Genomic DNA, 24668 nt, shown 5'->3' with positions numbered 1-24668 from the left:
GTGGCGGGCGGGGTGGGGGCGTGGGGGCCGGGGGTGGATACGACTTGGGCCCGCCTCCGGTTGGTGAACCGGGGGCGGGCCCTGTCGTTTTGCCTACTGTGCCGAAGTGGCTCAGTTCGTGGTGGCGGAACCACCAGCGGCTTCGAGCTTCTCCTTGGCACTGCCGGAGAAGGCATCCGCGGTGACGTCCAGCTTGACGCTGCCGACATCACCGTTTCCCAGCACCTTCACGAGCTTGTCCTTGCGGACGAGGCCCTTGGCGACAAGCTCCTCGGCGCCGACCTTGCCACCGTCCGGGAACACGCGGACGATGTCGCCCACGTTCACCGGCTGGTACTCGGTACGGAACCGGTTCTTGAAGCCACGCAGCTTCGGCAGCCGCATCTGGATGGGCAGCTGCCCACCTTCGAAGCCGGCGGGCACGTTCTTCCGGGCCTTGGTGCCCTTCGTGCCACGACCGGCGGTCTTGCCCTTGGAACCTTCACCGCGGCCGACGCGAATCTTGTCGGACTTCGATCCCGGTGCCGGCCGGAGGTGGTGGATCTTGATGGCCATTACTTGACCTCCTCCACAGTCACCAGGTGCCGCACCGTGTGGACGAGGCCGCGGACCTGGGGGGTGTCCTCACGCACCACAGACTGCCGGATCTTGCGCAGCCCGAGGGTGCGCAAGGTGTCCCGGTGGTTCTGCTTGGTGCCGATCTTGCTCTTGATCTGGGTGACCTTCAGCTGAGCCATCTCAGACCCCCTGACCCGCGCGCTGACGCAGCATCCGGGCGGGAGCGACGTCCTCGAGCGGCAGGCCGCGGCGGGCCGCGACCTCCTCGGGACGCTGCAGGCCCTTCAGCGCTGCGACGGTCGCGTGCACGATGTTGATGGCGTTGTCGCTACCGAGCGACTTCGACAGCACGTCGTGCACACCGGCGCACTCCAGCACCGCACGCACCGGGCCACCGGCGATAACACCGGTACCAGGGCTGGCGGGTCGAAGCAGCACCACACCCGCGGCGTCCTCACCCTGGATGGGGTGCGGAATCGTGCCGGCGATCCGAGGCACGCGGAAGAAGTTCTTCTTCGCCTCCTCGACGCCCTTGGCGATCGCCGAGGGGACCTCCTTGGCCTTGCCGTAGCCGACACCGACCTGGCCGTCGCCGTCGCCGACGACGACAAGCGCGGTGAAGCTGAAGCGCCGGCCACCCTTGACGACCTTGGCGACGCGGTTGATCGCTACGACGCGCTCGAGGTGCGGGGTCTTGTCCTGGGCCGCCCCGCCACGGCCACCATCACGACGGTCCTTGCGGTCACGACGGTCATTGCGGTCGTTGCCGCCCTGACCGCCGGGGCCGCCCTGGCCTCCGCCGAATTGCCGTGTACGTCCCGGCATCAGGCTTTCCTTCCATTCACCAGCAACTGCATAACGTCAGAACTCCAACCCGGCTTCGCGGGCTGCGTCGGCCAGTGCCGCGATTCGCCCGTGGTAGGCGTTGCCGCCACGGTCGAACACCACGGTTGTGATGCCCGCGTTCTTCGCCCGATTGCCGACCAACTCGCCGACCTTCGCTGCCTTGGTCTTCTTGTCGCCCGACAGCGCCCGCACGTCCGCCTCGAGAGTCGACGCCGAAGCCAGGGTGTGCCCGGCGAGGTCGTCGATGAGCTGGACCGTGATGTGCCGCGAGGACCGCTTGACCACGAGGCGCGGACGCTGGTCCGTGCCGCTGATCTTCTTGCGAAGACGGAAGTGGCGGCGGGCCTTGGCAACGCGACGCCGAGTCGAGATGTCCTTGCCGATCGGCTTGCGCTTGATAGTCGTGTCGCTCATGATCACTTACCCGTCTTTCCGACCTTGCGACGGATGCGCTCACCCTCGTAGCGCAAGCCCTTGCCCTTGTAGGGATCCGGGCGGCGCAGCTTGCGGATGACCGCCGCGGTCTGGCCGACCTTCTGCTTGTCGATGCCGGTCACCGAGAACCGCGTCGGGCTCTCGACGTTGAAGGTGATGCCGTCCGGCGCCTCGATCTTCACCGGGTGGCTGTAGCCAAGAGCGAACTCGAGGTCCGATCCCTTGGCCTGCACACGGAAACCGACGCCGTGGATTTCCAGCTTCTTCTCGTAGCCCTCGGTGACACCAACAACCAGGTTGTTCACCAGGGTGCGGGTCAGACCGTGCAGCGAGCGGCTCTCTCGCTCGTCGTCCGGGCGCTTGACCTCGATGGAACCGTCCTCGCCGCGCTCGACCGTGATCGGCTCGGCAACGGCGTGCGACAGGGTGCCCTTGGGCCCCTTGACGGTGATCAGCTGACCGTCGATGGTCACCTCGACCCCGGCAGGGACGGGGACCGGATACTTCCCAATGCGTGACATATGCCTTAGTCCCCCTTCCTTACCAGACGTAGGCGAGGACTTCGCCGCCCACGCCGTTGCGCTTGGCCTGCCGGTCGGTCTGCAGGCCGGCGGACGTCGAGATGATCGCGACGCCGAGGCCACCCAGAACGTTGGGCAGTTCGGTCGATTTTGCGTACACCCGCAGACCGGGCTTGGACACCCGTCGCAAACCAGCAATGCTGCGCTCGCGGTTGGGGCCGTACTTCAGCTCTACGATCAGGTTCTTGTGCTTCTCACCCGGCTCGTCGCGGAAGCTCGCGATGTAGCCCTCACGCTTGAGGATCTCGGCGATGTTCGCCTTGATCTTGGAGTGCGGAAGCACGACCTCGTCGTGGTACGCCGAGTTCGCGTTACGCAGACGGGTCAAGAAGTCTGCGATCGGGTCGGTCATCGTCATGGTGACCTGTCAACCTTTCTCGCCCTGGTTCCCTGGCACTCGGCCGGGCCTGTGGCGAAGTGGGAGTTTGTGTACGGCCTTTACCAGCTGGACTTGCTCACGCCGGGCAGTTCGCCCGCGTGCGCCATCTCGCGCAGGCAGATCCGGCAGAGGCCGAACTTGCGGAACACCGAGTGCGGGCGTCCGCAACGCTGGCAACGGGTGTAACCCCGCACCTTGAACTTCGGCTTCTTGGCGGCCTTGTGGATCAGCGCTTTCTTGGCCATCGCTCAGTTCTCCTTGAACGGGAAGCCGAGCTTGCGCAGCAGCGCCCGGCCCTCGTCGTCCGTCGTGGCTGTGGTGACAACGGTGACGTCCATACCGCGCGGGCGGTCGATGGCGTCCGGGTTGATCTCGTGGAACATCGACTGCTCGGTCAGACCGAACGTGTAGTTGCCGTTGCCGTCGAACTGCTTGGGCGAGAGCCCACGAAAGTCGCGGATACGCGGCAGTGCGATCGTCAGCAGCCGGTCGAGGAACTCCCACATCCGGTCGCCGCGCAGCGTCGTGCGCGCACCGATGGGCTGGCCCTCGCGCAGCTTGAACTGCGCGATGGACTTACGGGCCTTGCGCACCTCGGGCTTCTGGCCGGTGATGATCGCCAGGTCGCGAACGGCGCCCTCGATCAGCTTGCTGTCCCGGGCGGCGTCGCCGACGCCCATGTTCACCACGACCTTGACCACACCGGGGATCTGGTGCGGGTTGGCGAAACTGAACTCCTCGCGGAGCTGGCCGGCGATCTCCTCGCGGTACCGGGTCTTCAACCGCGGCGTGATCTTCTCAGTGCTCGTCGGGGCCGTCATCAGATGTCCTTACCGTTCCTGCGCGAGACGCGAACCTTCTTGCCGTCCTCGCCGATGCGGTAGCCCACCCTGGTCGGCTTGCCGTCGGAATCGACGACCTGCACGTTCGACACATGGATGGAGGCTTCCTGGGTCACGATGCCGCCGGACTGTGCCCCGCGCTGGGTCTGCGAGATCCGGGTGTGCTTCTTGATCCGGTTCACGCCCTCGACCAGCACGCGGTCGCGCTCCGGGTAGGCCTGAATGACCTTGCCCTTGGCGCCCTTGTCCTTGCCGGCGATGATGACGACCGTGTCGCCCTTCTTCACCTTCATGCTCTACAACACCTCCGGCGCGAGCGAGATGATCTTCATGAACTTCCGATCGCGCAGCTCGCGGCCGACGGGGCCGAAGATGCGGGTACCGCGCGGCTCGTTGTCGGGCTTGATGAGCACAGCGGCGTTTTCGTCGAACCGGATGTACGAACCGTCCGGACGACGCTTCTCCTTGACCGTGCGGACGATGACGGCCTTGACCACATCGCCACGCTTCACGTTCGCACCCGGAATGGCGTCCTTGACGGTGGCGACGATGACGTCACCGATACCCGCATAGCGCCGCCCCGAACCACCGAGCACGCGGATGGTCAGGATCTCCTTGGCACCCGTGTTGTCGGCGACTCGTAGTCGCGACTCCTGCTGAATCACTTCTTTCTCCTGACCATTCTTGGTCTGCCAGATTTCCGACCTGACAAACTCGGTCTAACTGGGCCTTCGAGGCCTAGAACTGCTTACTACTTGGCCTTCTCGACGACCCGCACGAGCCGCCAGCGCTTTGTCGCCGACAGCGGACGGGTCTCCATCAGAATCACGCGGTCACCCGTACCGGCGGCGTTCTCCTCGTCGTGCGCCTTCACCTTGGTGGTGGAGCGCATGACCTTGCCGTACAGCGCGTGCTTCTTGCGGTCCTCGAGCTCGACCACGATCGTCTTGTCCATCTTGTTCGAGACGACGTAGCCTTCCCGGATCTTGCGGTAGTTCCGGCCTGAATCGACCTTCTGTACCGGCTGCTTCGCGAGCTCCTCAGCCTTCTCGCTCATGCGGCACCCTCTTCGCCTTCTGAGTCATCTGGTGAAACGGACAGCCCGAGCTCGCGCTCGCGCATCACGGTGTAGATGCGCGCGATGTCCGTCCGAACCGTGCGCAGCCGACGGTTGTTGTCCAGCTGCCCGGTGGCCATCTGGAACCGGAGGTTGAACAACTCCTCCTTGGCTTCCTTCAGCCGAAGCACAAGCTCCTCGGCCGAGAGCTCACGAAGTTCTGAGGCCGCAACGGCTCCTGCCTTCGCCATCAGAACTCACCACCTTCACGGGTCACGATTCGGCACTTCATCGGCAGCTTGTGGATCGCGCGGCGCAGCGCCTCGCGAGCCGTCTGCTCGTTGGGGAAGCTCATCTCGAACATCACCCGGCCTGGCTTAACGTTGGCCACCCACCACTCGGGCGAACCCTTACCGGAACCCATCCGGGTCTCGGCGGGCTTCTTCGTGAGCGGGCGGTCGGGGAAGATGTTGATCCAGATCTTCCCGCCACGCTTGATGTGCCGGGTCATGGCGATACGAGCGGACTCGATCTGCCGGTTGGTCACATAGCTGTGCTCAAGCGCCTGGATGCCGTACTCACCGAAGGTCACCTTCGTACCGCCCTTGGCGGCACCGGAGCGCTTCGGGGAGTGCTGCTTGCGGTGCTTGACCTTGCGTGGGATGAGCACGCGTCAGCCCTCCGTCTTCTCTGCCGCGTCCGGCGACGCCACGGCGGGCGCCTCACTGGTCGCGGCGTCCGTGTCGGTACGCCCGCCACCCTGGGCCGCTGCCGCGGCCCGGCCGGCTTCGGTGGAGGTGGCCGTGGTGCCCGAAGCGCCGGAACGGCGCGGACGGGACGGACGGTCACGACGCGGGGCGCGCTCGGCGGCCGCGGCGGCGTCACGCGCCTCCTTGGCCTTCAGACCACCGACGATGTCGCCCTTGTAGATCCAGACCTTCACGCCGATACGGCCGAAGGTCGTCTTGGCCTCGAAGAAGCCGTAGTCGATGTCGGCACGCAGCGTGTGCAGCGGGACGCGGCCGTCGCGGTAGTGCTCCGACCGGGACATCTCGGCGCCGCCGAGACGACCACCACACTGCACCCGAATGCCCTTCACCTGCGGTGAGCGCATCGAGGTCTGGATCGCCTTGCGCATCGCACGACGGAAGGCCACTCGGTTGGACAGCTGCTCCGCGACACCCTGCGCAACGAGCTGGGCGTCGGCCTCGGGGTTCTTCACCTCGAGGATGTTCAGCTGCACCTGCTTCTTGGTGAGCTTCTCCAGCGCGCCACGGATCCTGTCGGCCTCCGCACCGCGACGGCCGATGACGATGCCCGGCCGGGCGGTGTGGATGTCGACGCGAACCCGGTCGCGGGTGCGCTCGATCTCGACCTTGGAGATGCCCGCACGCTCCATGCCCGTGGACAGGAGCTTGCGGATCTTCACGTCCTCGGCGACGTACTCCGCGTACTGCTTGTCGGCGTACCAGCGCGACTTCCAGTCAGTGGTGATTCCCAGCCGGAAGCCGTGCGGGTTGATTTTCTGGCCCACTACCGGCCACCTGCCTTCTTCTTGCCGCTCTTGGAATTCGCTGCGCTCTTCTCGGACTTGGGCCGCGACTCCACGATCACCGTGATGTGGCTGGTGCGCTTGCGGATTCGGTAGGCGCGCCCCTGGGCCCGCGGACGAATGCGCTTGAGCGTCGGACCTTCATCCGCCGTCGCGTTGCGAATCCACAACGTGTCCGGGTCGAGGTCGAGGTTGTTTTCGGCGTTGGCCGCTGCGCTGGCGATCACCTTCGCGAGCTGCTCACTGGCCGACTGCGGCGCGAACCGGAGCACGGCCAGGGCCTCGCTGACGCTACGACCCTTGATGAGCTCGATCACCCGGCGCACCTTGGTCGGCGAGTCCCGGACGAAGCGAGCCCGCGCGACGGCGGTCGGCAACTCTTCTGCCGTCGCCGTGGCGTTGTTCTGGGCGTTCATCTGCTTCCCTATGTGTCTCTCGTGCCCGCTCAGCGGCGGCGCGACTTGCGGTCGTCCTTGATGTGACCCTTGAAGGTCCGCGTCGGAGCGAATTCGCCCAACTTGTGACCCACCATCGCCTCGGTGACGAATACCGGGACGTGCTTACGGCCGTCGTGCACCGCGATCGTGTGTCCCAGGAAGTCCGGGATGATCGTGGAGCGGCGGGACCAGGTCTTGATGACGGTCTTCTTGCCGGACTCGTTGAGCACGTCCACCTTCTTGAGCAGGTGGTCGTCCACGAACGGGCCCTTCTTCAGGCTGCGCGGCATATGCTTCTACCTCCCTGCTCAGCGCTTCTTGCCGGTACGCCGGCGGCGGACGATCAGTTGGTCGCTCGGCTTGCGGCGGCGGGTACGACCCTCCGGCTTACCGTTCGGGTTGACCGGGTGGCGACCACCGGAGGTCTTACCCTCACCACCACCGTGGGGGTGGTCGACCGGGTTCATGACGACACCACGGACGGTCGGGCGCTTGCCCTTCCAGCGGCTGCGGCCTGCCTTGCCCCAGTTGATGTTCGAGTGCTCGGAGTTACCGACCTCGCCCACCGTGGCGCGGTTACGCACGTCCACGTTGCGGATCTCGCCCGAGGGCATCCGCAGCTGGGCGTAGGGACCGTCCTTGGCGACGAGCTGCACCCGGGCACCTGCGGACCGCGCGATCTTGGCGCCGCCACCGGGGCGGAGCTCGATCGCGTGGATCACGGTGCCGACCGGGATGTTGCGCAGCGGCAGGTTGTTACCCGGCTTGATGTCGGCGCGCGGGCCGCTCTCGATCGGGTCGCCCTGCTTCAGCTTCTCGGGGGCGATGATGTAGCGCTTCTCCCCGTCGGCGTAGTGCAGGAGCGCGATCCGCGCGGTGCGGTTGGGGTCGTACTCGATGTGCGCGACCTTGGCCGGCACGCCGTCCTTGTCATTGCGACGGAAGTCGATGACGCGGTACGCACGCTTGTGACCGCCACCCTTGTGCCGAGTGGTGATCTTGCCGGACGAGTTGCGACCGCCACGGCCGTGCAGCGGACGCAGCAGCGACTTCTCCGGCTCCGACCGAGTGATCTCGGCGAAGTCGGAGACGCTCGAGCCACGCCGGCCCGGCGTTGTCGGCTTGTACTTGCGAATGCCCATTGTCTGCTCAGTCCCTTACGCGGCGGGGCCGCCGAAGATCTCGATCGGCTTGCTCTCGGCCGACAGAGTCACGACAGCGCGCTTGGTGTCCTTGCGCTTGCCGAAGCCGTACCGGGTGCGCTTACGCTTTCCCTGGCGGTTCAGCGTGTTGACGCTGACCACCTTGACCCCGAACACCTTCTCGACCGCGATCTTGATCTGGGTCTTGTTGGCGTCCGGGCGAACCAGGAACGTGTACTTGTGGTCCTCGAGCAGCCCGTAGGACTTCTCGGAGATCACCGGCGCGAGCAAGATGTCGCGCGGATCGGGAATCGCCACGGAACTCACTGCTCGTCACTCCCTTCCGAGACCTCGCTGGAACGAGCACTCGCCTTCGCGCCCTTGCCCTTGGCCGGGCCGGCGATGAACACGTCGAACGCGGCCTTGGTGAAAACCACGTCGTCGTTGACCAGCACGTCGTAGGTGTTCAGCTGGTCCGGCGTGATCAGGTGCACGTAGTCGAGGTTGCGCGCCGAACGCCAGCCGAGCTCGTCGTCGCGGTGCAGCACCACGAGAACCCGCTTGGCCTGCGTCACGGCGGTCAGCGCCTGCTTCGCACCCTTGGTGGACGGCCCGTCCGAGCCGACCAGTTCGGTCACCACGTGCAACTGGCCCGCGCGAGCCCGGTCCGAGAGGGCGCCACGCAGGGCGGCGGCCTTCATCTTCTTCGGGGTGCGCTGGTCGTAGTCGCGCGGCCTCGGGCCGTGGACCGTGCCACCGCCGACGAACTGCGGCGCGCGGATCGAGCCCTGACGGGCGCGACCGGTGCCCTTCTGGCGATACGGCTTCTTGCCGCCACCTGCGACCTCGCCGCGGGTCTTCGTCGAGTGCGTGCCCTGGCGCGCGGCGGCCTGCTGGGCCACCACGACCTGGTGCATCAGCGGCACGTTGGCCTGCACGTCGAAGATCTCAGCGGGCAGCTCGACGGTGCCGTCGGCCGTACCGGCCGGGGTCTTCAGCTCGAGCGTGCTCATGAGGTTGCACCACCCTTCGCGGCGTTACGGACGAACACCACGCCGCCCCTGGGCCCGGGAACCGCGCCCTTGATCAGCAGCAGTCCGTCCTCTGCACGCACGGCGTGCACGGTCAGGCCCTGAGTAGTCACGCGATCGTTGCCCATCCGGCCGGCCATCCGCATGCCCTTGAAAACGCGGCCCGGGGTGGCACAGCCACCGATCGAGCCCGGCTTGCGGTGTACGGCCTGAGCACCGTGGCTGGCGCCCTGGCCCTTGAAGCCGTGTCGCTTCATGACACCGGCGTAGCCCTTGCCCTTGCTGGTTCCGGTCACATCGACCACAGCGCCGGCGTCGAACACCTCGGCGGTGATCTCCTGGCCGACCTCGTAGGTTTCGGCATCGGTCGTGCGCAGCTCGACGAGGTACCGCCGCGGGGTCACACCGGCCTTGCCGAAGTGACCGCTCTCCGGCCGGTTGACCTTGCGCGGGTCGATAGCGCCGAAAGCCAGCTGCACGGCCTTGTAGCCGTCGGATTCCTGGTTGCGCACCTGGGTCACCACGTTCGGCCCGGCCTGCACGACGGTCACCGGAACGATCCGGTTGTTCTCGTCGAAGACCTGCGTCATGCCGAGCTTGGTGCCCAGAATGCCCTTCACTTGCCTGTCAGACATGAGTCTCTTATCTCCGCCGCTCGCCCAACGCGCTTACTGGATGTTGACGTCGACGCTCGCCGGAAGGTCGATGCGCATGAGCGCATCCACCGTCTTCGGCGTCGGGTCGAGGATGTCGATCAGACGCTTGTGCGTGCGCATCTCGAAGTGCTCGCGCGAATCCTTGTACTTGTGCGGCGAGCGGATGACGCAGTAAACGTTCTTCTCGGTGGGCAGCGGCACCGGGCCAACGACCGAGGCGCCGGTGCGCGTCACCGTCTCAACGATCTTGCGCGCGCTGGCATCGATCGCCTCGTGGTCGTAGGCCTTGAGCCGGATGCGGATCTTCTGTCCCGCCATGGTGGCAGCTCGTTCCTTCGTCTCTGTCCTCGGCCAGCCCGAGAATCGACTTCTCGGGCAGACCCTGCCGGCCCACCCTCGATCGCCGATTCGTCTCGCGACGTTCGGGCGGCCAAGGGGGTCGTCTCGTGCCGCTATCCCGCACGTCAACGAGCCTGTCTCCGGTCCACGCGGTCGGGCGTGTCGCGCCTGGCGCGCAGACCGATCCTGCAGGATCGTCGTGTGCCGGTAGGTCTCTCGGTATCTGGAAGCCGTCAGACGCGAACGTCAACGGCTTCCGACTCGTGATGATCACGAGCCCCGGGCACTCGCGCGGGAGCGGCCGATCTCCAGAGAGATTCGGCCGCCCCGTAACGAGCAACCCTAATAGTCTCGCACACGCAGTTTTTCAAGTGAGACCCGGGGGTGAGTTGCCCCCGGGTCTCAATCGAAAACTACTTGTTGATCTTGGTGACCTGGCCCGCGCCGACGGTCCGGCCACCCTCACGGATGGCGAACCGCAGACCCTCGTCCATGGCGACCGGCTGGATCAGCTCGACGCTGATGTCCGTGTTGTCGCCCGGCATGACCATCTCGGTGCCCTCGGGGAGGGTCACGACGCCGGTCACGTCGGTGGTACGGAAGTAGAACTGCGGGCGGTAGTTGTTGAAGAACGGCGTGTGCCGGCCACCCTCGTCCTTGGCCAGGATGTACACCGAGCCCTCGAAGGAGTTGTGCGGCGTGGTGGTGCCGGGCTTCACGACGACCTGGCCGCGCTCGACGTCCTCACGCTTGATGCCACGCAGCAGCAGACCGACGTTGTCACCTGCGTGACCCGAGTCGAGCAGCTTGCGGAACATCTCGACGCCGGTGACCGTCGTCTTGGTGGCCTTCTCGCGGATACCCACGATCTCGACCTCTTCGTTGACGTTCACCTTGCCGCGCTCGATGCGACCGGTGACGACCGTGCCACGACCGGTGATCGTGAAGACGTCCTCGACCGGCATCAGGAACGGCTTGTCGAGGTCACGCACCGGGTCCGGCACGTTGTCGTCGACGGCCTGCATGAGCTCGACGATCGTCTGGGCCCACTTCTCGTCACCCTCGAGGGCCTTGAGGCCGGAGACCTTGACGACCGGGGCGTCGTCGCCCGGGAAGTCCTGGTTCGACAGCAGCTCACGGACCTCCAGCTCGACGAGCTCGAGGATCTCCTCGTCGTCGACCATGTCGGCCTTGTTCAGCGCCACGACGATGTACGGCACGCCGACCTGCTTCGCGAGCAGCACGTGCTCACGGGTCTGCGGCATGGGGCCGTCGGTCGCCGCGACCACCAGGATCGCACCGTCCATCTGGGCGGCACCGGTGATCATGTTCTTGATGTAGTCAGCGTGACCAGGAGCGTCGACGTGCGCGTAGTGACGCTTCTCGGTCTGGTACTCGACGTGCGAGATGTTGATCGTGATACCGCGCTGCTTCTCTTCCGGCGCGTTGTCGATCTGGTCGAACGCCGAAGCCTGGTTCAGCTCGGGGTACTTGTCGTGCAGAACCTTGGTGATCGCCGCGGTCAGAGTGGTCTTCCCGTGGTCGACGTGACCGATGGTTCCGATGTTGACGTGCGGCTTGCTCCGCTCGAACTTCGCCTTCGCCACTGGAATGTCCTCCTGGACTTTTTAGCTTGCTCGCCGGCCGACGTGGCTGTCGAACGGCGACCTAACTGGTCGGTTGTGCGGACCTCAGGAAGCCCCCTCGCGCCCGCGGGCTAACGGACTATTCGCCCGTAGCCACTGCGCCTGATCGAAGGCCCCGGAATCGCTCCGCTCCTCGCTCGCTGGCGCTCACTGCGATGCCCGCTCGATTCCGGGTGTGCTGCGCTCCTCGCTCGCTGACGCTCGCTGCGATGCTCACACTCCCTTCATCTCGCAAGATGCTCACTCTCCCGTGGCCTTCGCGATGATTTCCTTCGCGACGTTCGACGGAACCTCGGCGTAGGAATCGAACTGCATGGAGTAGTTCGCACGACCCTGGGTCCGAGACCGCAGGTCGCCCACGTAACCGAACATCTCCGACAGCGGCACGAGCGCCTTCACGACGCGCGTCCCCGCCCGCTCCTCCATGGCCTGGATCTGGCCACGACGGGAGTTGAGATCGCCGATGACATCGCCCATGTAGTCCTCGGGCGTGGTCACCTCGACCGCCATCATCGGCTCCAGCAGTACCGGGCTCGCCTTCTTCGCGGCTTCCTTCATCGCCATCGAACCGGCGATCTTGAATGCCATCTCCGAAGAGTCGACCTCGTGGTACGCACCGTCCAACAAGGTGAACTTCAACCCGACGAGCGGGTAGCCCGCCAGCACGCCGTACTGCATGGCGTCCTGCGCGCCCGCGTCAACCGACGGGATGTACTCCCGCGGCACGCGACCACCGGTGACCTTGTTGTCGAACTCGTAGAGTGCACCGTCGCCGGTCTGCAGCGGCTCCAGCTTCACGATCACCTTCGCGAACTGGCCGGAACCACCGGTCTGCTTCTTGTGCACGTAATCGTGCTTGTCGACCGTCTTGCGAATGGTCTCGCGGTAGGCGACCTGCGGCTTACCGATGTTCGCCTCGACCTTGTAGTCGGACTTCATCCGGTTGACGAGCACCTCGAGGTGCAGCTCGCCCATCCCCTTGATGATGGTCTGACCGGTCTCCTCGTCCTGGTTGACCTGGAAGGTCGGGTCTTCCTCGGCCAGCTTCTGGATCGCGGTGGAGAGCTTCTCCTGGTCGGCCTTCGTCTTCGGCTCGATGGCGACCTCGATGACCGGCGCGGGGAAGGTCATCGACTCCAGCACGACCGGGTTCTGCGGGTCGGCGAGGGTGTCACCGGTTGTGGTGTCCTTCAGGCCCTGGACCGCGTAGATGTGCCCGGCCTGACCGACCTCGATCGGGTTCTCCTTGTTGGAGTGCATCTGGAAGAGCTTCCCGATGCGCTCCTTGCGCTCCTTGGTCGCGTTGACGACCTGAGTGCCGGAGGAGATCTTGCCGGAGTAGACCCGGATGTAGGTGAGCTTGCCGAAGAACGGGTGCGCGGCGATCTTGAACGCCAGCGCGGAGAACGGCTCCTCGGTGGAGGGCTCGCGCACCACGGTGGTCTCGCCGTCGGGCAGCGTGCCCTCGACCGGCGGAACCTCCAGCGGCGACGGCAGGTAGTCGATGACCGCGTCGAGCATGGGCTGCACGCCCTTGTTCTTGAAGGCGGAGCCGGTCAGCACCGGGTACGCCTCACGCGCGATCGTCAGCTTCCGGATGCCGTCCTTGATCTCGGCCTCGGTGAGCTCTTCACCACCGAAGAACTTCTCCATCAGGGCGTCGTCGGCCTCGGCAACCGCCTCGACCAGCTTCTCCCGGTACTCGGCGGCCCTGTCGGCAAGGTCGGCCGGGATGTCCTCGACCTCGTAGTCCTCGCCCTTCTTGACATCGCCGCGCCAGGTCAGAGCCTTCATCCGAACCAGGTCGACAACACCCTGGAAGTCGCTCTCGGCGCCGATCGGCAGCTGGATGACCAGCGGCCGGGCTCCGAGGCGCTCCTCGATGGTGCCCACGGTGAAGTAGAAGTCCGCACCCAGCTTGTCCATCTTGTTGACGAAGCAGATGCGCGGGACCTCGTACTTGTCCGCCTGCCGCCAGACCTGCTCGGACTGCGGCTCGACGCCCTCCTTGCCGTCGAAAACGGCAACGGCGCCGTCGAGCACCCGCAGGGAGCGCTCGACCTCGACGGTGAAGTCGACGTGGCCGGGGGTGTCGATGATGTTGATCTGGTGATCGGCCCAGAAGGTGGTGGTGGCAGCCGAGGTAATGGTGATACCCCGCTTCTGCTCCTCCTCCATCCAGTCCATCGTCGCGGCGCCGTCGTGCACCTCGCCGAGCTTGTAGTTGATCCCGGTGTAGTACAGGATCCGCTCGGTCGTGGTGGTCTTACCGGCGTCGATGTGGGCCATGATGCCGATGTTGCGGACCTTGTTCAGGTCGGTCAGCACGTCACGTGCCACGAGAATGTTCCCCTGTCTCAAACGTGGGAGTCGGCAAGTCGATCGGCCGGGCGCAGTCTGTGCGACCCATGCTGCCCTCGCCGGCCTTCGTCACCAGCGGTAGTGGGCGAAGGCCTTGTTGGACTCGGCCATCTTGTGGGTGTCCTCGCGGCGCTTCACGCTGGCCCCGAGGCCGTTGCTCGCATCGAGCAGCTCGTTCTGCAGGCGCTCGATCATGGTCTTCTCGCGACGGGCCTGCGAGAACGACACCAGCCAGCGCAGCGCAAGGGTCGTCGAGCGGCCAGGCTTGACCTCGATCGGCACCTGGTAAGTGGCACCACCGACGCGGCGGCTCTTCACCTCAAGGGTGGGCTTCACGTTGTCGAGTGCGCGCTTCAGCGTGACGACCGGGTCGGTGCCGGACTTCTCGCGAGCGCCTTCCAGTGCGCCATAGACAATCCGCTCGGCGAGCGAACGCTTGCCGTCCTTGAGCACCTTGTTCACCAACTGGGTGACCAGCGGTGAGGCGTAGACGGGGTCGGAGATCAATGGCCGCTTCGGGGCCGGACCCTTGCGGGGCATTAGCTCTTCTCCTTCTTCGCGCCGTACCGACTGCGCGCCTGCTTGCGGTTCTTGACACCCTGGGTGTCGAGCGAACCGCGGATGATCTTGTAACGGACACCCGGCAGGTCCTTCACACGACCACCGCGCACGAGCACCATCGAGTGCTCCTGCAGGTTGTGGCCCTCACCGGGAATGTAGGCGGTGACCTCGATGCCGCTGGTCAGCTTCACACGCGCGACCTTGCGCAGCGCCGAGTTCGGCTTCTTGGGGGTCGTGGTGTACACGCGAGTGCACACGCCACGCCGCTGCGGGCTCCCCTTGAGGGCCGCAGTCTTCTGCTTGGCAGCCTTGTCTTGGCGGCCCTTGCGGACCAGCTGCTGGATCGTGGGCAATGGACCAGCTCTCTGTCGCGTCTAGCTTTTACGTGTCTTCCCCGGTCCCCGCGGTCGGGCGTGTCGGCCCGCGTCAGGATCCGTGGATCCGGTAACTTCCCATCGGGATTTCCGTGGAACTCCGCGGCACCTAGGCCGTCGATCGGGTGCATTAGCACCCCATCGTGAACGCATGGCACACGGAGCGGCCCGACGCCTGCCGGGCACGGTCGTCAAAGATACCCGGCCGTCCATACCGCGGCCACATCGGGGGTGGGTTAACGGCGCAGGCGGGCGCCACAGGACCACCGTGGCGGCTTCCGCGCAGGCCCGACCCGGGGCCCGCGACCGCGGAGTGTACCTGATCTTGGTCGCCGTTCAGCACAAAGAGCTGGGCCGAAACGAGCCGAATCGCGCCCGCCCCAAGACCGGATGCGCCATCCTGATCCCCGAGCGCGAAGATATGGCGAACATCGTGCCTGCAATCAGCCGGAGGGAATCTTGTCAGCGGAGTTCGAGCAGCTCGTCGCCCAATTCGAGCAGTTCCAGTCGAAAATACAGCGCATCGACGACCAGTTCGCCGGCATCGGCGAGATGCAGAGCGAGCTGAGTTCGCTCGAGGCGACCGCGACGTCGCCGGACCGCTCGATCACCGTGGTCGCGGGCCCTGGCGGGTCGGTCAAGGACATCCGCCTCACCGAGGAGGCGCTGCGGCAGCGGCCACAGGCGCTCTCGGCGGCACTGATGTCCACTCTGCAGCAGGCCGTGGCCGAGTCCGCCCGGATGCAGGCCGCGATCGTCGACCAGCACATGGGCGAGGACCTGCAACTCACCGAGAAGGTCCTGGAGACACAGTCCGAACTCCTGGGCACGCCGGTCGAGGAGCTTCGGTCACGGGTGGAGGACACCACCGCGGCCCCGAAGCCCGCCGAGGAGGAACAGCACGACGACTATTCGCAGCAGTCCTTCCTGCGGGCGAGCGACCAGCCGAAGCCACCTCCACCGCCTGCCTCGGGGGGCAGCCAGGCCGACGACTTCCTGAAGAACCTCTTCAACGACGAGGATGGGCGCTGAGCCCGGGGTACCGGTGACATTCGAAGAACAACTGCCCGCGCTGATCGTGCTGGGCTACGCCGCGGCCGCAGGCCTTGGATACCTGGGCGCCAAGCTCGGCGGGCGGGCGAAGACCGGCCTGCTGACGTCGGCCTGGCTGCTCGCGGCAGCCACCACCGTGACCTGGCTCGTCGTCGCTGTCGGCGTGAGCGGCCTGATCACGATCGTGAGCGTCCTCGTGTTCGGACCGCTTGCGATCACCTATCTGGTCGTCGTGCTCGGCAGGCTGCGCCGGAGACGAGCCGGCGGCGACATCGACGCGATCTGGCCCCGAATGCTCCTCGGTGCGGGCGCGCTCTGCTTTCTGCTGCTGGCGGCCAACACGATGATCAACGGACTGGCCTACTTCATCGGCCTCGCCTACGAGGTCGACCTGACCGTCACCAGCAGCTACCAGGGCAGCTCGATGGCCTCCCGGACAACAGTGAGCGGCGAGTACCTGCTGCACGGGCAGACCCACGTGCTCGACCACGCGCAGTGGCTCGCCTTCGACACGCTGCCCGCCGCAGGCGAGACGATCAGCGCGGCCATCGGTCCATTGTGGCCGAATCCACTGCTGGTGAACGCGACGAACGCGGGGCTGCTGCTGGCGCTCGGTGCCGTCGCTGCCATACCTGGGGTGCTGCTGACCATGGTCATCGCCCGGGAAAGGGCGGACGCACGGAACCAGAGCGCACAGGCGTTAGTCGTAGAGGACGGGCGGCATGATGGGTGAACGTTTCGGCGAGGAGGAGTGCTGATGAGTGGCTTCAACGTCAACGAGGATGAGCTGCGGACGTATGCGGGCAAGCTGACGGACCAGAAGGGCACCGCGTCCGCCATCGCCGGACTCGTCGACACCGCGGATGTCGGCGACAAGTCGTGGGGGGTCGTCGGGATCTTCGTCAAGGGCACCTACACGGAGATGCTTGGCGATCTGAAGGACCTGTTCACCGGCCTGCAGGACGGGCTGCAATCCGGCGCTGACAAGTTCACCAACGCCGCGGAGGGCTACCAGCAGCACGAGGACGCCGTCGAGGCGCTCCTCAACGGGCTGAAGGTGCAGATCGAAAACTGATTCACCTGGCGGCTCCGGCAGGTGGCGCCGCTCGACGAATGGGCCTGGGGGCCCGCGAGTTGCATGAAGGACGAGGCACAGGAACATGGCCGAAACGGAACACGAGGCCGGTGGCGTCACCATCAAGACCGGCGAGAAGGACATCGGCGACAAGGCCAAGGAGGCAGTGCCCTTCTACGGCAACGTCGTCAAAGCGTTCGACGCGGGCTCGAAACTCAGTGACGGTGCGACCGGTTCGGAGATCAGCGGTCTCGCGTCGGAGAGTTCCGGATTCATCCAGGCGGCCGGCGGCGCCGCGCTCGGAATCGCGACCGATCCGATCGGTTGGCTCGTCGGTCAGGGACTCGGCTTCCTGATCAGCGTGTGCCAGCCGCTGGAAGACGCCATTCACTTCGTCAGTGGAGACGGGCCCGCGCTCTCCCAGGCCGCGGAGAACTTCGATGCCATCGGCAAGGGCGTCGTCGAGCTCCGGCAGAAGTTCGAGGAGGACCTGAGGAGTTCGCTGCAGACCTGGGGCGGCGAGGCGTCCGAAGCCGCCGGAACGAAGCTGGGCGAGTTCGCCAAGGGCATCGACGGCGTGGCGGGGCAGGCAGGAGAGGTGTCCCAGCTGCTCCAGATGTCCAGCATGGTCATGACGGTGATCGAGGACTTCATCAAGGCACTGCTGACCGAGCTGATCACCTGGTTGATCATGATCTGGATCCCGGCGCTGGCCGCGGCGATCCCCACGGCCGGGGCGTCGACCGCCGCCGCGGGCACCGCCACCACGGTGAAGGCGGTGTCCACCGGCAGCAAGGTGACCAGGATGATCGCCAAGCTGCGCAAGCTGCTGGACGACTTCATGGCCTTCCTGAGCAGGCTGAAGACCCGGATGGGCAGCCTCCGCAACGGCTTCAAGCAGGCGATGGACAACAAGCGCCTGCGGAGCGGACTCGCGGACATGGAACTGCAGGGCGTGGGCAAGTCGCCGTTCGCCAAGCCGATGGAAAAGCTGTGGGGCAAGGACGGGATGATCGGCGAGCGGGTGCAGACCGGTTTCGGCGGCATGATGGGCAACACCCTGCAGGACACCGCGGAAGCTCAGGTGGGGCTGGGAACCGGCGCGAACGCGGGGCCCGAAAAACTCGTGCGCAACGTCGGCAACACCCAGAAGGCGGGCGAGTACGACGAGACCGGCACGGACTACTCCAAGGAGGAGACCGAAGGTTATCTGGACATCTGACTCTGGGAGCTGAGACGACCAATGGACGAACTCCTCTACTGGCTCCCGGACGGCCCGGCCGGGTGGGCGCTGGTCGCCGTCGCCCTCCTTGCCATCGTCTGGTGGTGTGCCCGGCGACTGCCCGGCCGGCTCTTCCGGTACAACGCGGGCCGGCTGGCGCAGAGCCGAGGATGGCTGGTGAAGTCGGGGTCCGGCGCCAGGGGAGCGCACGGCGACCTCAGTGGCGACGGGGGCACCTCGCCGGCGTCGTGGGAGCACAACGGGCTCCCGGGAACCGACCTGGAGGTGCTCGGCGAGCACCGCGGATACGCCTTTCACGCCAGGCAACAACGAACGCGGGTGACGTCATCGGCCGGGCACCCCGGCCTGCCCAGTTACAGGTGGCGCTACGACTACGTGGTAAGCCTCGCCGTCACGAACACGCCGTACGACGGCTTCTTCACGCCAGATCCCCGCCAGACCGTCGCCGACCGCAGGCTTGCGCTGTATCCCGCCTTTCTCGAGTGGGAGCGAGGCGTGTTCCCCCTCTTCGACTCGGCGTCCTACTCGCCGCCCGAGGAATTTCGACACGGCCACGGCATCCTCTCGGCGGAGAAGCGGAACGGGCGCCTGTCCGGCAGAACACTGCTGCACCACCTGGACGCCCTAGTCGACGCCGCCACGACCGGCCGCTCCTGACCCCTGAACGACACTTAGCCCGCTAAAGGCACTCCCCCTGCCCCCTGAGAGGTGCGGGGCCGGGACCTGCAGTTAGCGGGCTAAGTGTCGCCACCGAGAGGTGCCGGGGTGGCTGGTCCCTCATTACGTGGCCGGGTCCGTCGTCAAGGTCGGGCGCGGGGGCGGGGGCGCCGAAACCGCACTCAGCCCGCTAAAGGCACTTCAGGGCAGCCGCGCACGATGCCTCAGGAGCGAGAACTCGATCACGGCCGTGCTGGGTCTAGCGGTCCAGGTCCTGCAGCAGCGATGTCTGGTCTTCGCCCGAGTCCGGATGCCGCACCTTCCCGCCCAGGGTCGTGTCCTGCTCGATCGCCAGTGCGGGTTGGATATCCCCGTCCACCGTGGTGGTGGAGTCGTAGAAGGAGAGGACGATTCTGCCGTCGGGGAATATCGCGATCGTCTCGAAGTCGAACCGGACGTCCTGGCCCACACCCGAGGAGCCGTCGACATCGCCGAAGCCGACGTGGTAGGTGCGCAGCAGTCGTGGGACGGCTCGGCCGATGTCCAGTTTGTAGGCCAGGTCCTGGTCGGCGTTGTCGGAGTTGTCGTGACTGTGTATGCCGACCGCGGCGACGCCCGCCCCCGAGTTCGCCCGGAAGTCGATCTCCTCGATCACGTGGTCCGCCGGCAGCGGCACGGTCGCCTGCTGCCAAGTACGGCCGCCGTCCGCCGAGATCCGGTAGACGAACTGGTCACCGGTGGCGCTGGGGACCACCTCGTGCAGCCTGCCCTGTGAGTCGACCTGATGGATGCCCTGCGGGGATCGGCCGTCGGGGTAGGTGAACTCCGACCAGCTGAAGGTGTGCCCGTTCAGGTGGTACCAGCGAGCTCCCTGGTCCGGTGCGGCCAGCACGTCACCGCCACCCAACGGCGTGATGCCGCCGTTGGTGTTGGGCTGGGTCCAGTCGTGTGTCGCCTCGGCGGTCGTGTCCAAGAATGACGACGTGCTGTCCCCGCTGAGCATCTGCGCGACGAACTTGCTCGTGACGTGGGTGTAGTCCAGGCCGTCGGTGGAGTAGTACCAGACTTCTTTGGAGGGGTAGCCGCCCTTGACCAGTGACACCCACGGGTACGTCGCACCGTCGACGGTGACCGGACCGGGGACGACGGCGAGCCATTCCCGGTCGTAAAAGGGCTGGTGCACCGGCAGCTCGTCGTAGCGCCACTGTCCGGTATCGGCCTCGTACTTGAACGACTGCAGGTGGTCACCGGTGTACGGATCCCACCCGACGCCGAGGACGTCGCCGTCCGGCGCGTTGACGATCGAACCCTCGCCGTTGACGAGCGGGGTCTGTGGCTGAACCTGCCGCCACGTTCTCCCCCGGTCATCGGAGAAGTTGACGTAGGTGCCACCGAAGTCCAGCAAGCGGCCACCTGAGGTGACAGTCACGTAGTTCTCACAGCAGTTGCCGGTCGTCTTCACGATCCGCCACGTCGTCGTGGCGTGACGGTCGTTGTTCGGCGAGTCGCTCGGCCCGTGATCCACGGCAGGATAGGTGGCCTCCGAGATCGGGGGTGCGAAGCCGACCACCTCGGCAGGAAGGCCACCTGGCACGGTGGCAGCGGATTGGGCAGCGGGTAGCAGAGCCGCGACGACGATGCCGGCGAGCCCCACGGCCAATGGCGACCGGGTCAGTTGCACTGTGCACTCTCCTCACGTGAGCCCGCTCGGACCCAACACATCGCTGAAATCTGTTACGTCCCCGACTTCTCGACCACGGGCAGCACCAACCGGGACCCGACCTGGGTCACGCCCGGTATCGGGCCTGCGGCGATGTCGATCACGCCTGGATTGCCGGGCAGTGCCCAGACGGTGTTGGAGCTCTGCACCAGCAGCCCGACACGATGCCCTGCCCGCACCGTGTAGTCCTGCGGGAGCATCGTCACGCGGGCGCGCTGCCACGTCCCCGGCGCCGGATCGGCCCCTTCGAGTCCGTTCCGGTAGTTGAGGTTCAGAAAGCCCCTCTGCACGGTGCGCTTGGTGCCGTCGGGGGCGATGTCGAGCAGCACTGGGGTGAGATGCATGGTCGGCTGCGAGGCCCGGACGAAGACGTCGAGCACCGCCGATCCGACCATCCGGGTGTCCTCGGTCATTGGCTGCGACTCGTAGGACAGAGCCGTGACCGGTGCGGCCACGCCCGTCGTGGTTGGCACCTCCTCGGTCGAGGTCCCTGTCTCGGCGTATGTCGCGACGTGGGTGCCTGGAGAGCGGTTCGGTCCCCGGGCCAGAACATCGTCGTCGTGCAGCCACAGGGTTGTCTCGTCCGTGTCCGGCAGGGGGTAGTCGGCCTCGGTGCGGAATTCGGTCGGCCCGTCAGCGGCGCGGCCCTGGGTGATGACGGGCCCCTCGGACTCGACCCCGTTGTCGACGCCCTTCAGTGTGTGCGCGAGGAACCTATCCAGCAGCTGCTGCCACCGCGGGCCGTCGGTCCCGCCTGAATGGCTGCCCTGAGTGAGGTACATCAGCTTGAAGGGAGGTCCCTCCATCGTCGCGGTCTCCGGATCGTCGACGGGCAGCGCCCGGAACAGGACCGTGGCCTCCTGCTGCTTCACGTTGTAGTCCTGCCATCCGTGGGCGAGTAGCACGGCGGCGCGAATGTCGTGCGCATCCTTGCGGTAGTCGCGTTCCAGCCAGAACTCGTCGTAGTCGGGGTTGCGGCTGTAGGCCTCCCCGGTGTGTTCGACAGCGCCGCATTCGGCGGCCCTGTCCCGCACCGTGTCGGCGAAGTGCTGGCCCATCGGGTCGGCCGCGACGGTCTTGCCGAATCCCGCGTCGAACGCCAGCGGGGTGTCGAAGCCCTCGTCGGTGGGCACCTGGGAGTTGAGGAAGTAGCGCACCCCGTTGCCGTAGGCGTAGCCGTACCACCTGCTGATCGCGGAGATCGGCACGATCGCTTCGAGTTCGGGCACGTCGTTCCCGCGTGCCGCGACCATGGTGGCCGTGGTGCCGTTGTAGGAACCGCCGATCATGCCGACCTTGCCGCTGGACCACGGCATCCGGGCGAGGTGTTTGACCACGTCGACGCCGGACTGCTGCTCCGCGGCGCCGCCGTAGTCCCAGCAGCCGGTGGAACCGCGAGTACCGAGCACGTCGGCGACGGCTCGTGCGTACCCCTGAGGGACGTAGCGGTCCGCGACGGAATCGTCCGCGGGCCGTGGTTCACCGAGCGAGTTGTACGGCGAGTAGGTCAGCAGCACCGGCTGCCGTTGCTCGTCATACCTCGTGTCCCGCAGGGTCTCGACTCGAATGGTCGCGCCGTCCACCGTGGGCACGTAGTCCACCTCGTAGACGAGCGTCGACGCCGACGCCGACGCGGGCACGGGGCGCATGCCCAGGCCCAGTGTCACAAGGACCACGGCAAGCACAGCCAGGCTCGTGCGGGCTACGCCTTTGCCGATCGGCCTACTCATTGCCCTGACCGCGAATCTTGAGGATGCTCCGGTCGCGGTCGACCCCGCCGTTGCCATCTCGGACGGTGAGCGTGACGACGTACCTGCCAGGCTTGGCGTACACGTGCTGCACGGTGACGCCGTTGGCCTGGTTGCCGTCGCCGAAGTCCCATCGGTAGGTGAGCGCGTCGCCGTCGGGGTCTGTCGAGTCGCTCCCGTCGAACATCACCGGCTGCTTTGCCCTCGGCTCGTCCGGACTGATGTCGGCGGTGGCGATCGGTGGGTTGTTCTCCGCTGCGTCTTCGTCCCCGCCGCCGACTTCGTAGGAGCACAGCCCGATCGCGTCGTCGGCGCGGAGCAGTAGTGCACCCTCGAGCCGCCAGGCGATGATCTCGAAACCGGCGAAGGTCGCGCCGTTGCCGACGGCGGGCACCAAGGCACCGGCCGGGACCGTTGCGGTGATCTCGTCAGCCTCCACATCGAAGCTGCCTTCCAGGGTCGCGATGAAGTTCTCCTGGCTGTCGCGCAGCTCGACGGTTTCGCCCCGAACAGCGCTTCGGCTGAGCTCGATCGAGTAGGTGCTGCCCCCATAGTCGAAGAAGTATTCGAAGTACTCGCCTTCGGCCCCGCTCGGCGGGGTGGACCGCAGGTCGTCCACGGTGAGGTGGAACGTGACGTCGTTGTCGACGTTCGCGGTCACGAAGCCGGTGCGGATGTCCAACGAGGGTTCGTTGGTCTCGGTGGTCTCCGGGTCGAATCCGAGTGCGTCGCCCTGGGCGTCGGTGAGCTGTGGTCCGCTCGAAGTGCACGTCGTGTCGTCGTCGGCCGGGGGCGCGGAGACGCCGAGTACCTTCGCCACCGCTTCCGCGACGTCCACCAGTCCGTGTCCCTTGTCGAACGAGGTGGTGTCATCGGAGTTGCGGGGGTCGGACTCGTAGTTGGCACCGTCGGTGAACTTGTGCGCGTTGTCCTCCAGCACGTCCTCGATCTCGGCGGGTGTGATCGCCGCGTCGGCCTGCCTGAGTTGAGCGACGATCCCGGCGAGGTGCGGCGTCGCCATCGACGTCCCACTGATGGTGCCGTAGTCCAGGTACTCGGCGCTCTGGCAGATCGGCAGCGTCGGCCGGCATGCCGAGGTGATGTTGGAACCGGGTGCGGAGATGTCCGGGTAGCTGGTCGGGTCACCGTTCTCGCCACGGGAGCTGAAGCTCGAAACCGCACCGTTGCGGGTGCCGGTGTTGGCGTCGTCGTAGCTCGCGACGCCCAGTACGCCCGGGTTCGGGCTCTTGGCGTAGGGACTGACCATGTCGCTGGTGCCGTCACCGCCGTCGTTGCCTGCCGCCCAGCTCGTCACGATCCCCTCGGCCACCAGGGCGTCCTGAAACTTGGCTGTCGCACCGTTCGGGTCGTATTCGCCGCCGCCGATGGGGCCGTAGGAATGGTTGGTGGACACGATCGGCTCGCACACCTGAGGTCTCGTGGGTAGGTTTCCCGCGCAGGGATTCTCGTGGTTCTGGAGGATCCAGTTCAGGCCCACGTTCGTGCCGAACAGCACCAGGGCGTTGCCCGTCGAGATCCCCACGAGCTCAGCTCCCGGCGCGGCCCCGTGCATCTCGCGGCCGTCGGGAAGCGTGACGTCAACGCCTGCGGCGATGCCCGCCACATGGGTACCGTGGCCACCGGCAGAGTTGGTGTCGGTGTTATTGGTCGGTTCGTCGACGAGGCAATTGGCGTTGAACTGCCCGTCGAAGTCGCCGAGCGCACAGACGTTCTCGAGGTTGCGGGCGACCTTGCTGCCTTCCTTGGCCGCGCCTTCCGGCCACTGGAACATCGGATGCGTCCCGTCGATACCGGAGTCGACGACGGCGATGGACGTGCCGCTCCCGTCGATCTCACGCCCTGCACCGTCGGTGAACGTCTTCCGTGCCACGTCACCGCGGGTGGCCTCGTGCGAGGTGTCCAGGGTGTACTCCAGCCGCCGGTCCCCCTCGACGTACTGGACACCGTCGGTGGCGGCCACGGCGCGGATCTGCTCCGGCGTGCCGACACCTACGGCGACACCGATCGCCGCCCAGGTCGTCACCGGCTCCAGGCCGTTGCCGAGGATGGCTTCCTTGGCATCCACCAGGTGCGCGGCGTCCTCGGCGTGCACGAAAACCCGCACCAGTTCACCGGGGGCCGAGCCGGCCAGTTTCGTGCTCAACCACGGTTGCAGGACCGGACCCTCGACCGTCGAGAGGGCATCGTTTGATCGAAGGACGGTGTTGGTCTCAATGTCCACCTGACCGCTGGCTGGCTCAGCGAACGCCAGCGTGGCCACGGCACTGAGAACAACTATCGGTAGCCGGCGCCGCAGACGTGCAGCCCGATCAGAAGTAACTCGCACGAGTGTCCGCTCCCAAGGTTGGTGCCGG

33 protein-coding genes are annotated in these 24668 nt (G+C 66.3%); 5 read left to right on the top strand and 28 right to left on the bottom strand.

The annotated features are described in order from the left end of the window. Nucleotides 1-111: 111 nt before the first annotated feature. From rplO to rpsL, 25 genes are all read right to left on the bottom strand, one after another. Nucleotides 112-555, bottom strand: a complete 444-nt coding sequence (rplO, locus tag D0C15_RS27695; protein WP_116051056.1) for a 50S ribosomal protein L15 — start codon at nucleotides 553-555, stop codon at nucleotides 112-114. Beyond that, nucleotides 555-737 carry a 50S ribosomal protein L30 gene (rpmD, locus tag D0C15_RS27690; protein WP_116051055.1) on the bottom strand — a complete coding sequence of 61 codons (183 nt, stop codon included), beginning with the start codon at nucleotides 735-737 and terminating at the stop codon, nucleotides 555-557. Before rpmD ends, rplO begins: the two co-directional genes overlap by 1 nt. Nucleotide 738: 1 nt before the next feature. Further along, entirely contained in the window at nucleotides 739-1383 is a 645-nt protein-coding gene (gene rpsE / locus D0C15_RS27685) for a 30S ribosomal protein S5 (RefSeq protein ID WP_116051054.1), read from the bottom strand. Nucleotides 1384-1419: 36 nt separating this feature from the next. Continuing rightward, nucleotides 1420-1818, bottom strand: a complete 399-nt coding sequence (gene rplR / locus D0C15_RS27680) for a 50S ribosomal protein L18 (protein ID WP_116051053.1) — start codon at nucleotides 1816-1818, stop codon at nucleotides 1420-1422. Between the two features lie 2 nt (nucleotides 1819-1820). Then, the gene (rplF, locus tag D0C15_RS27675) at nucleotides 1821-2360 is read right to left on the bottom strand and encodes a 50S ribosomal protein L6 (protein ID WP_116051052.1); all 540 of its coding nucleotides are present in this window, start codon (nucleotides 2358-2360) and stop codon (nucleotides 1821-1823) included. Nucleotides 2361-2379: 19 nt separating this feature from the next. Then, nucleotides 2380-2778, bottom strand: coding sequence for a 30S ribosomal protein S8 (gene rpsH, locus D0C15_RS27670; protein ID WP_116051051.1), 399 nt, complete (start codon nucleotides 2776-2778; stop codon nucleotides 2380-2382). A gap of 80 nt (nucleotides 2779-2858) precedes the next feature. Further along, on the bottom strand, nucleotides 2859-3044 hold the full coding sequence (locus D0C15_RS27665; RefSeq protein WP_091673780.1) for a type Z 30S ribosomal protein S14: 186 nt from the start codon (nucleotides 3042-3044) through the stop codon (nucleotides 2859-2861). Nucleotides 3045-3047: 3 nt separating this feature from the next. Next, nucleotides 3048-3620 (bottom strand): 50S ribosomal protein L5, encoded by a 573-nt coding sequence (gene rplE, locus D0C15_RS27660; RefSeq protein WP_116051050.1) that lies wholly within the window; start codon nucleotides 3618-3620, stop codon nucleotides 3048-3050. Then, nucleotides 3620-3934, bottom strand: a complete 315-nt coding sequence (gene rplX, locus D0C15_RS27655; RefSeq protein WP_116051049.1) for a 50S ribosomal protein L24 — start codon at nucleotides 3932-3934, stop codon at nucleotides 3620-3622. Before rplX ends, rplE begins: the two co-directional genes overlap by 1 nt. Before the next feature lie 3 nt (nucleotides 3935-3937). After that, nucleotides 3938-4306 (bottom strand): 50S ribosomal protein L14, encoded by a 369-nt coding sequence (gene rplN, locus D0C15_RS27650; protein WP_116051048.1) that lies wholly within the window; start codon nucleotides 4304-4306, stop codon nucleotides 3938-3940. An 86-nt stretch (nucleotides 4307-4392) separates the two neighbouring features. Continuing rightward, entirely contained in the window at nucleotides 4393-4698 is a 306-nt protein-coding gene (gene rpsQ, locus D0C15_RS27645; RefSeq protein WP_116051047.1) for a 30S ribosomal protein S17, read from the bottom strand. Then, on the bottom strand, nucleotides 4695-4949 hold the full coding sequence (gene rpmC, locus D0C15_RS27640; RefSeq protein WP_091673776.1) for a 50S ribosomal protein L29: 255 nt from the start codon (nucleotides 4947-4949) through the stop codon (nucleotides 4695-4697). The genes rpsQ and rpmC overlap by 4 nt, the downstream gene beginning before the upstream one ends. Next, nucleotides 4949-5368, bottom strand: coding sequence for a 50S ribosomal protein L16 (gene rplP, locus D0C15_RS27635; RefSeq protein WP_116051046.1), 420 nt, complete (start codon nucleotides 5366-5368; stop codon nucleotides 4949-4951). The genes rpmC and rplP overlap by 1 nt, the downstream gene beginning before the upstream one ends. Before the next feature lie 3 nt (nucleotides 5369-5371). Further along, nucleotides 5372-6232 carry a 30S ribosomal protein S3 gene (gene rpsC, locus D0C15_RS27630; RefSeq protein ID WP_116051045.1) on the bottom strand — a complete coding sequence of 287 codons (861 nt, stop codon included), beginning with the start codon at nucleotides 6230-6232 and terminating at the stop codon, nucleotides 5372-5374. Further along, nucleotides 6232-6666 carry a 50S ribosomal protein L22 gene (gene rplV, locus D0C15_RS27625; RefSeq protein ID WP_116051044.1) on the bottom strand — a complete coding sequence of 145 codons (435 nt, stop codon included), beginning with the start codon at nucleotides 6664-6666 and terminating at the stop codon, nucleotides 6232-6234. The genes rpsC and rplV overlap by 1 nt, the downstream gene beginning before the upstream one ends. Before the next feature lie 29 nt (nucleotides 6667-6695). Beyond that, on the bottom strand, nucleotides 6696-6977 hold the full coding sequence (rpsS, locus tag D0C15_RS27620; RefSeq protein WP_026468892.1) for a 30S ribosomal protein S19: 282 nt from the start codon (nucleotides 6975-6977) through the stop codon (nucleotides 6696-6698). 18 nt (nucleotides 6978-6995) lie between these two features. Beyond that, nucleotides 6996-7829: a 50S ribosomal protein L2 gene (gene rplB / locus D0C15_RS27615; protein ID WP_116051043.1), complete on the bottom strand. Its 834-nt coding sequence runs from the start codon at nucleotides 7827-7829 to the stop codon at nucleotides 6996-6998. A 15-nt stretch (nucleotides 7830-7844) separates the two neighbouring features. Further along, nucleotides 7845-8156: a 50S ribosomal protein L23 gene (gene rplW / locus D0C15_RS27610; RefSeq protein WP_091673771.1), complete on the bottom strand. Its 312-nt coding sequence runs from the start codon at nucleotides 8154-8156 to the stop codon at nucleotides 7845-7847. Further along, the gene (rplD, locus tag D0C15_RS27605) at nucleotides 8153-8842 is read right to left on the bottom strand and encodes a 50S ribosomal protein L4 (RefSeq protein WP_116051042.1); all 690 of its coding nucleotides are present in this window, start codon (nucleotides 8840-8842) and stop codon (nucleotides 8153-8155) included. Before rplD ends, rplW begins: the two co-directional genes overlap by 4 nt. Further along, the gene (gene rplC / locus D0C15_RS27600; protein WP_116051041.1) at nucleotides 8839-9495 is read right to left on the bottom strand and encodes a 50S ribosomal protein L3; all 657 of its coding nucleotides are present in this window, start codon (nucleotides 9493-9495) and stop codon (nucleotides 8839-8841) included. Before rplC ends, rplD begins: the two co-directional genes overlap by 4 nt. Before the next feature lie 33 nt (nucleotides 9496-9528). Further along, entirely contained in the window at nucleotides 9529-9834 is a 306-nt protein-coding gene (gene rpsJ, locus D0C15_RS27595) for a 30S ribosomal protein S10 (protein ID WP_003883485.1), read from the bottom strand. Nucleotides 9835-10268: 434 nt separating this feature from the next. Beyond that, complete coding sequence (tuf, locus tag D0C15_RS27590) at nucleotides 10269-11462, bottom strand: elongation factor Tu (protein ID WP_116051040.1); 1194 nt, start codon at nucleotides 11460-11462, stop codon at nucleotides 10269-10271. Between the two features lie 279 nt (nucleotides 11463-11741). Then, nucleotides 11742-13841 carry an elongation factor G gene (fusA, locus tag D0C15_RS27585; RefSeq protein ID WP_116051039.1) on the bottom strand — a complete coding sequence of 700 codons (2100 nt, stop codon included), beginning with the start codon at nucleotides 13839-13841 and terminating at the stop codon, nucleotides 11742-11744. 90 nt (nucleotides 13842-13931) lie between these two features. Further along, nucleotides 13932-14402 (bottom strand): 30S ribosomal protein S7, encoded by a 471-nt coding sequence (gene rpsG, locus D0C15_RS27580; RefSeq protein WP_116051038.1) that lies wholly within the window; start codon nucleotides 14400-14402, stop codon nucleotides 13932-13934. Further along, a complete protein-coding gene (gene rpsL, locus D0C15_RS27575; protein ID WP_003102113.1) occupies nucleotides 14402-14776 on the bottom strand; it encodes a 30S ribosomal protein S12 in 375 nt (124 codons plus the stop codon). Before rpsL ends, rpsG begins: the two co-directional genes overlap by 1 nt. A 480-nt stretch (nucleotides 14777-15256) precedes the next feature. Here rpsL and D0C15_RS27570 point away from each other — a divergent pair, with 480 nt between their 5' ends. The 5 genes from D0C15_RS27570 (at nucleotide 15257) to D0C15_RS27550 (ending at nucleotide 18825) form a co-directional block, all read left to right on the top strand. Further along, on the top strand, nucleotides 15257-15829 hold the full coding sequence (locus D0C15_RS27570; protein WP_116051037.1) for a YbaB/EbfC family nucleoid-associated protein: 573 nt from the start codon (nucleotides 15257-15259) through the stop codon (nucleotides 15827-15829). A 13-nt stretch (nucleotides 15830-15842) separates the two neighbouring features. Continuing rightward, nucleotides 15843-16583 carry a hypothetical protein gene (locus tag D0C15_RS27565; RefSeq protein ID WP_162830278.1) on the top strand — a complete coding sequence of 247 codons (741 nt, stop codon included), beginning with the start codon at nucleotides 15843-15845 and terminating at the stop codon, nucleotides 16581-16583. A 24-nt stretch (nucleotides 16584-16607) separates the two neighbouring features. After that, a complete protein-coding gene (locus D0C15_RS27560; RefSeq protein ID WP_116051035.1) occupies nucleotides 16608-16925 on the top strand; it encodes an ESX-1 secretion-associated protein in 318 nt (105 codons plus the stop codon). Nucleotides 16926-17010: 85 nt separating this feature from the next. Further along, entirely contained in the window at nucleotides 17011-18147 is a 1137-nt protein-coding gene (locus tag D0C15_RS27555) for a WXG100 family type VII secretion target (RefSeq protein ID WP_116051034.1), read from the top strand. 21 nt (nucleotides 18148-18168) lie between these two features. Continuing rightward, a complete protein-coding gene (locus D0C15_RS27550) occupies nucleotides 18169-18825 on the top strand; it encodes a hypothetical protein (RefSeq protein ID WP_116051033.1) in 657 nt (218 codons plus the stop codon). A 259-nt stretch (nucleotides 18826-19084) separates the two neighbouring features. Here D0C15_RS27550 and D0C15_RS27545 read toward each other — a convergent pair whose 3' ends face one another. From D0C15_RS27545 to D0C15_RS27535, 3 genes are read right to left on the bottom strand one after another with little or no spacing between them, the layout of a single operon-like run. Next, the gene (locus tag D0C15_RS27545; RefSeq protein ID WP_116051032.1) at nucleotides 19085-20506 is read right to left on the bottom strand and encodes a hypothetical protein; all 1422 of its coding nucleotides are present in this window, start codon (nucleotides 20504-20506) and stop codon (nucleotides 19085-19087) included. A 53-nt stretch (nucleotides 20507-20559) separates the two neighbouring features. Then, a complete protein-coding gene (locus D0C15_RS27540) occupies nucleotides 20560-22275 on the bottom strand; it encodes a CocE/NonD family hydrolase (protein ID WP_162830277.1) in 1716 nt (571 codons plus the stop codon). Further along, nucleotides 22268-24574 carry a S8 family serine peptidase gene (locus D0C15_RS27535; protein ID WP_162830276.1) on the bottom strand — a complete coding sequence of 769 codons (2307 nt, stop codon included), beginning with the start codon at nucleotides 24572-24574 and terminating at the stop codon, nucleotides 22268-22270. The genes D0C15_RS27540 and D0C15_RS27535 overlap by 8 nt, the downstream gene beginning before the upstream one ends. Between the last annotated feature and the right edge of the window lie 94 nt (nucleotides 24575-24668).

Origin of the sequence: Amycolatopsis palatopharyngis (assembly GCF_003385185.1) — a bacterium.
Taxonomy (GTDB): Bacteria; Actinomycetota; Actinomycetes; order Mycobacteriales; family Pseudonocardiaceae; genus Amycolatopsis; species Amycolatopsis palatopharyngis.
The sequence above is the reverse complement of the archived record's forward strand: the minus strand, read 5'-3'. Positions and strand labels throughout refer to the sequence as shown.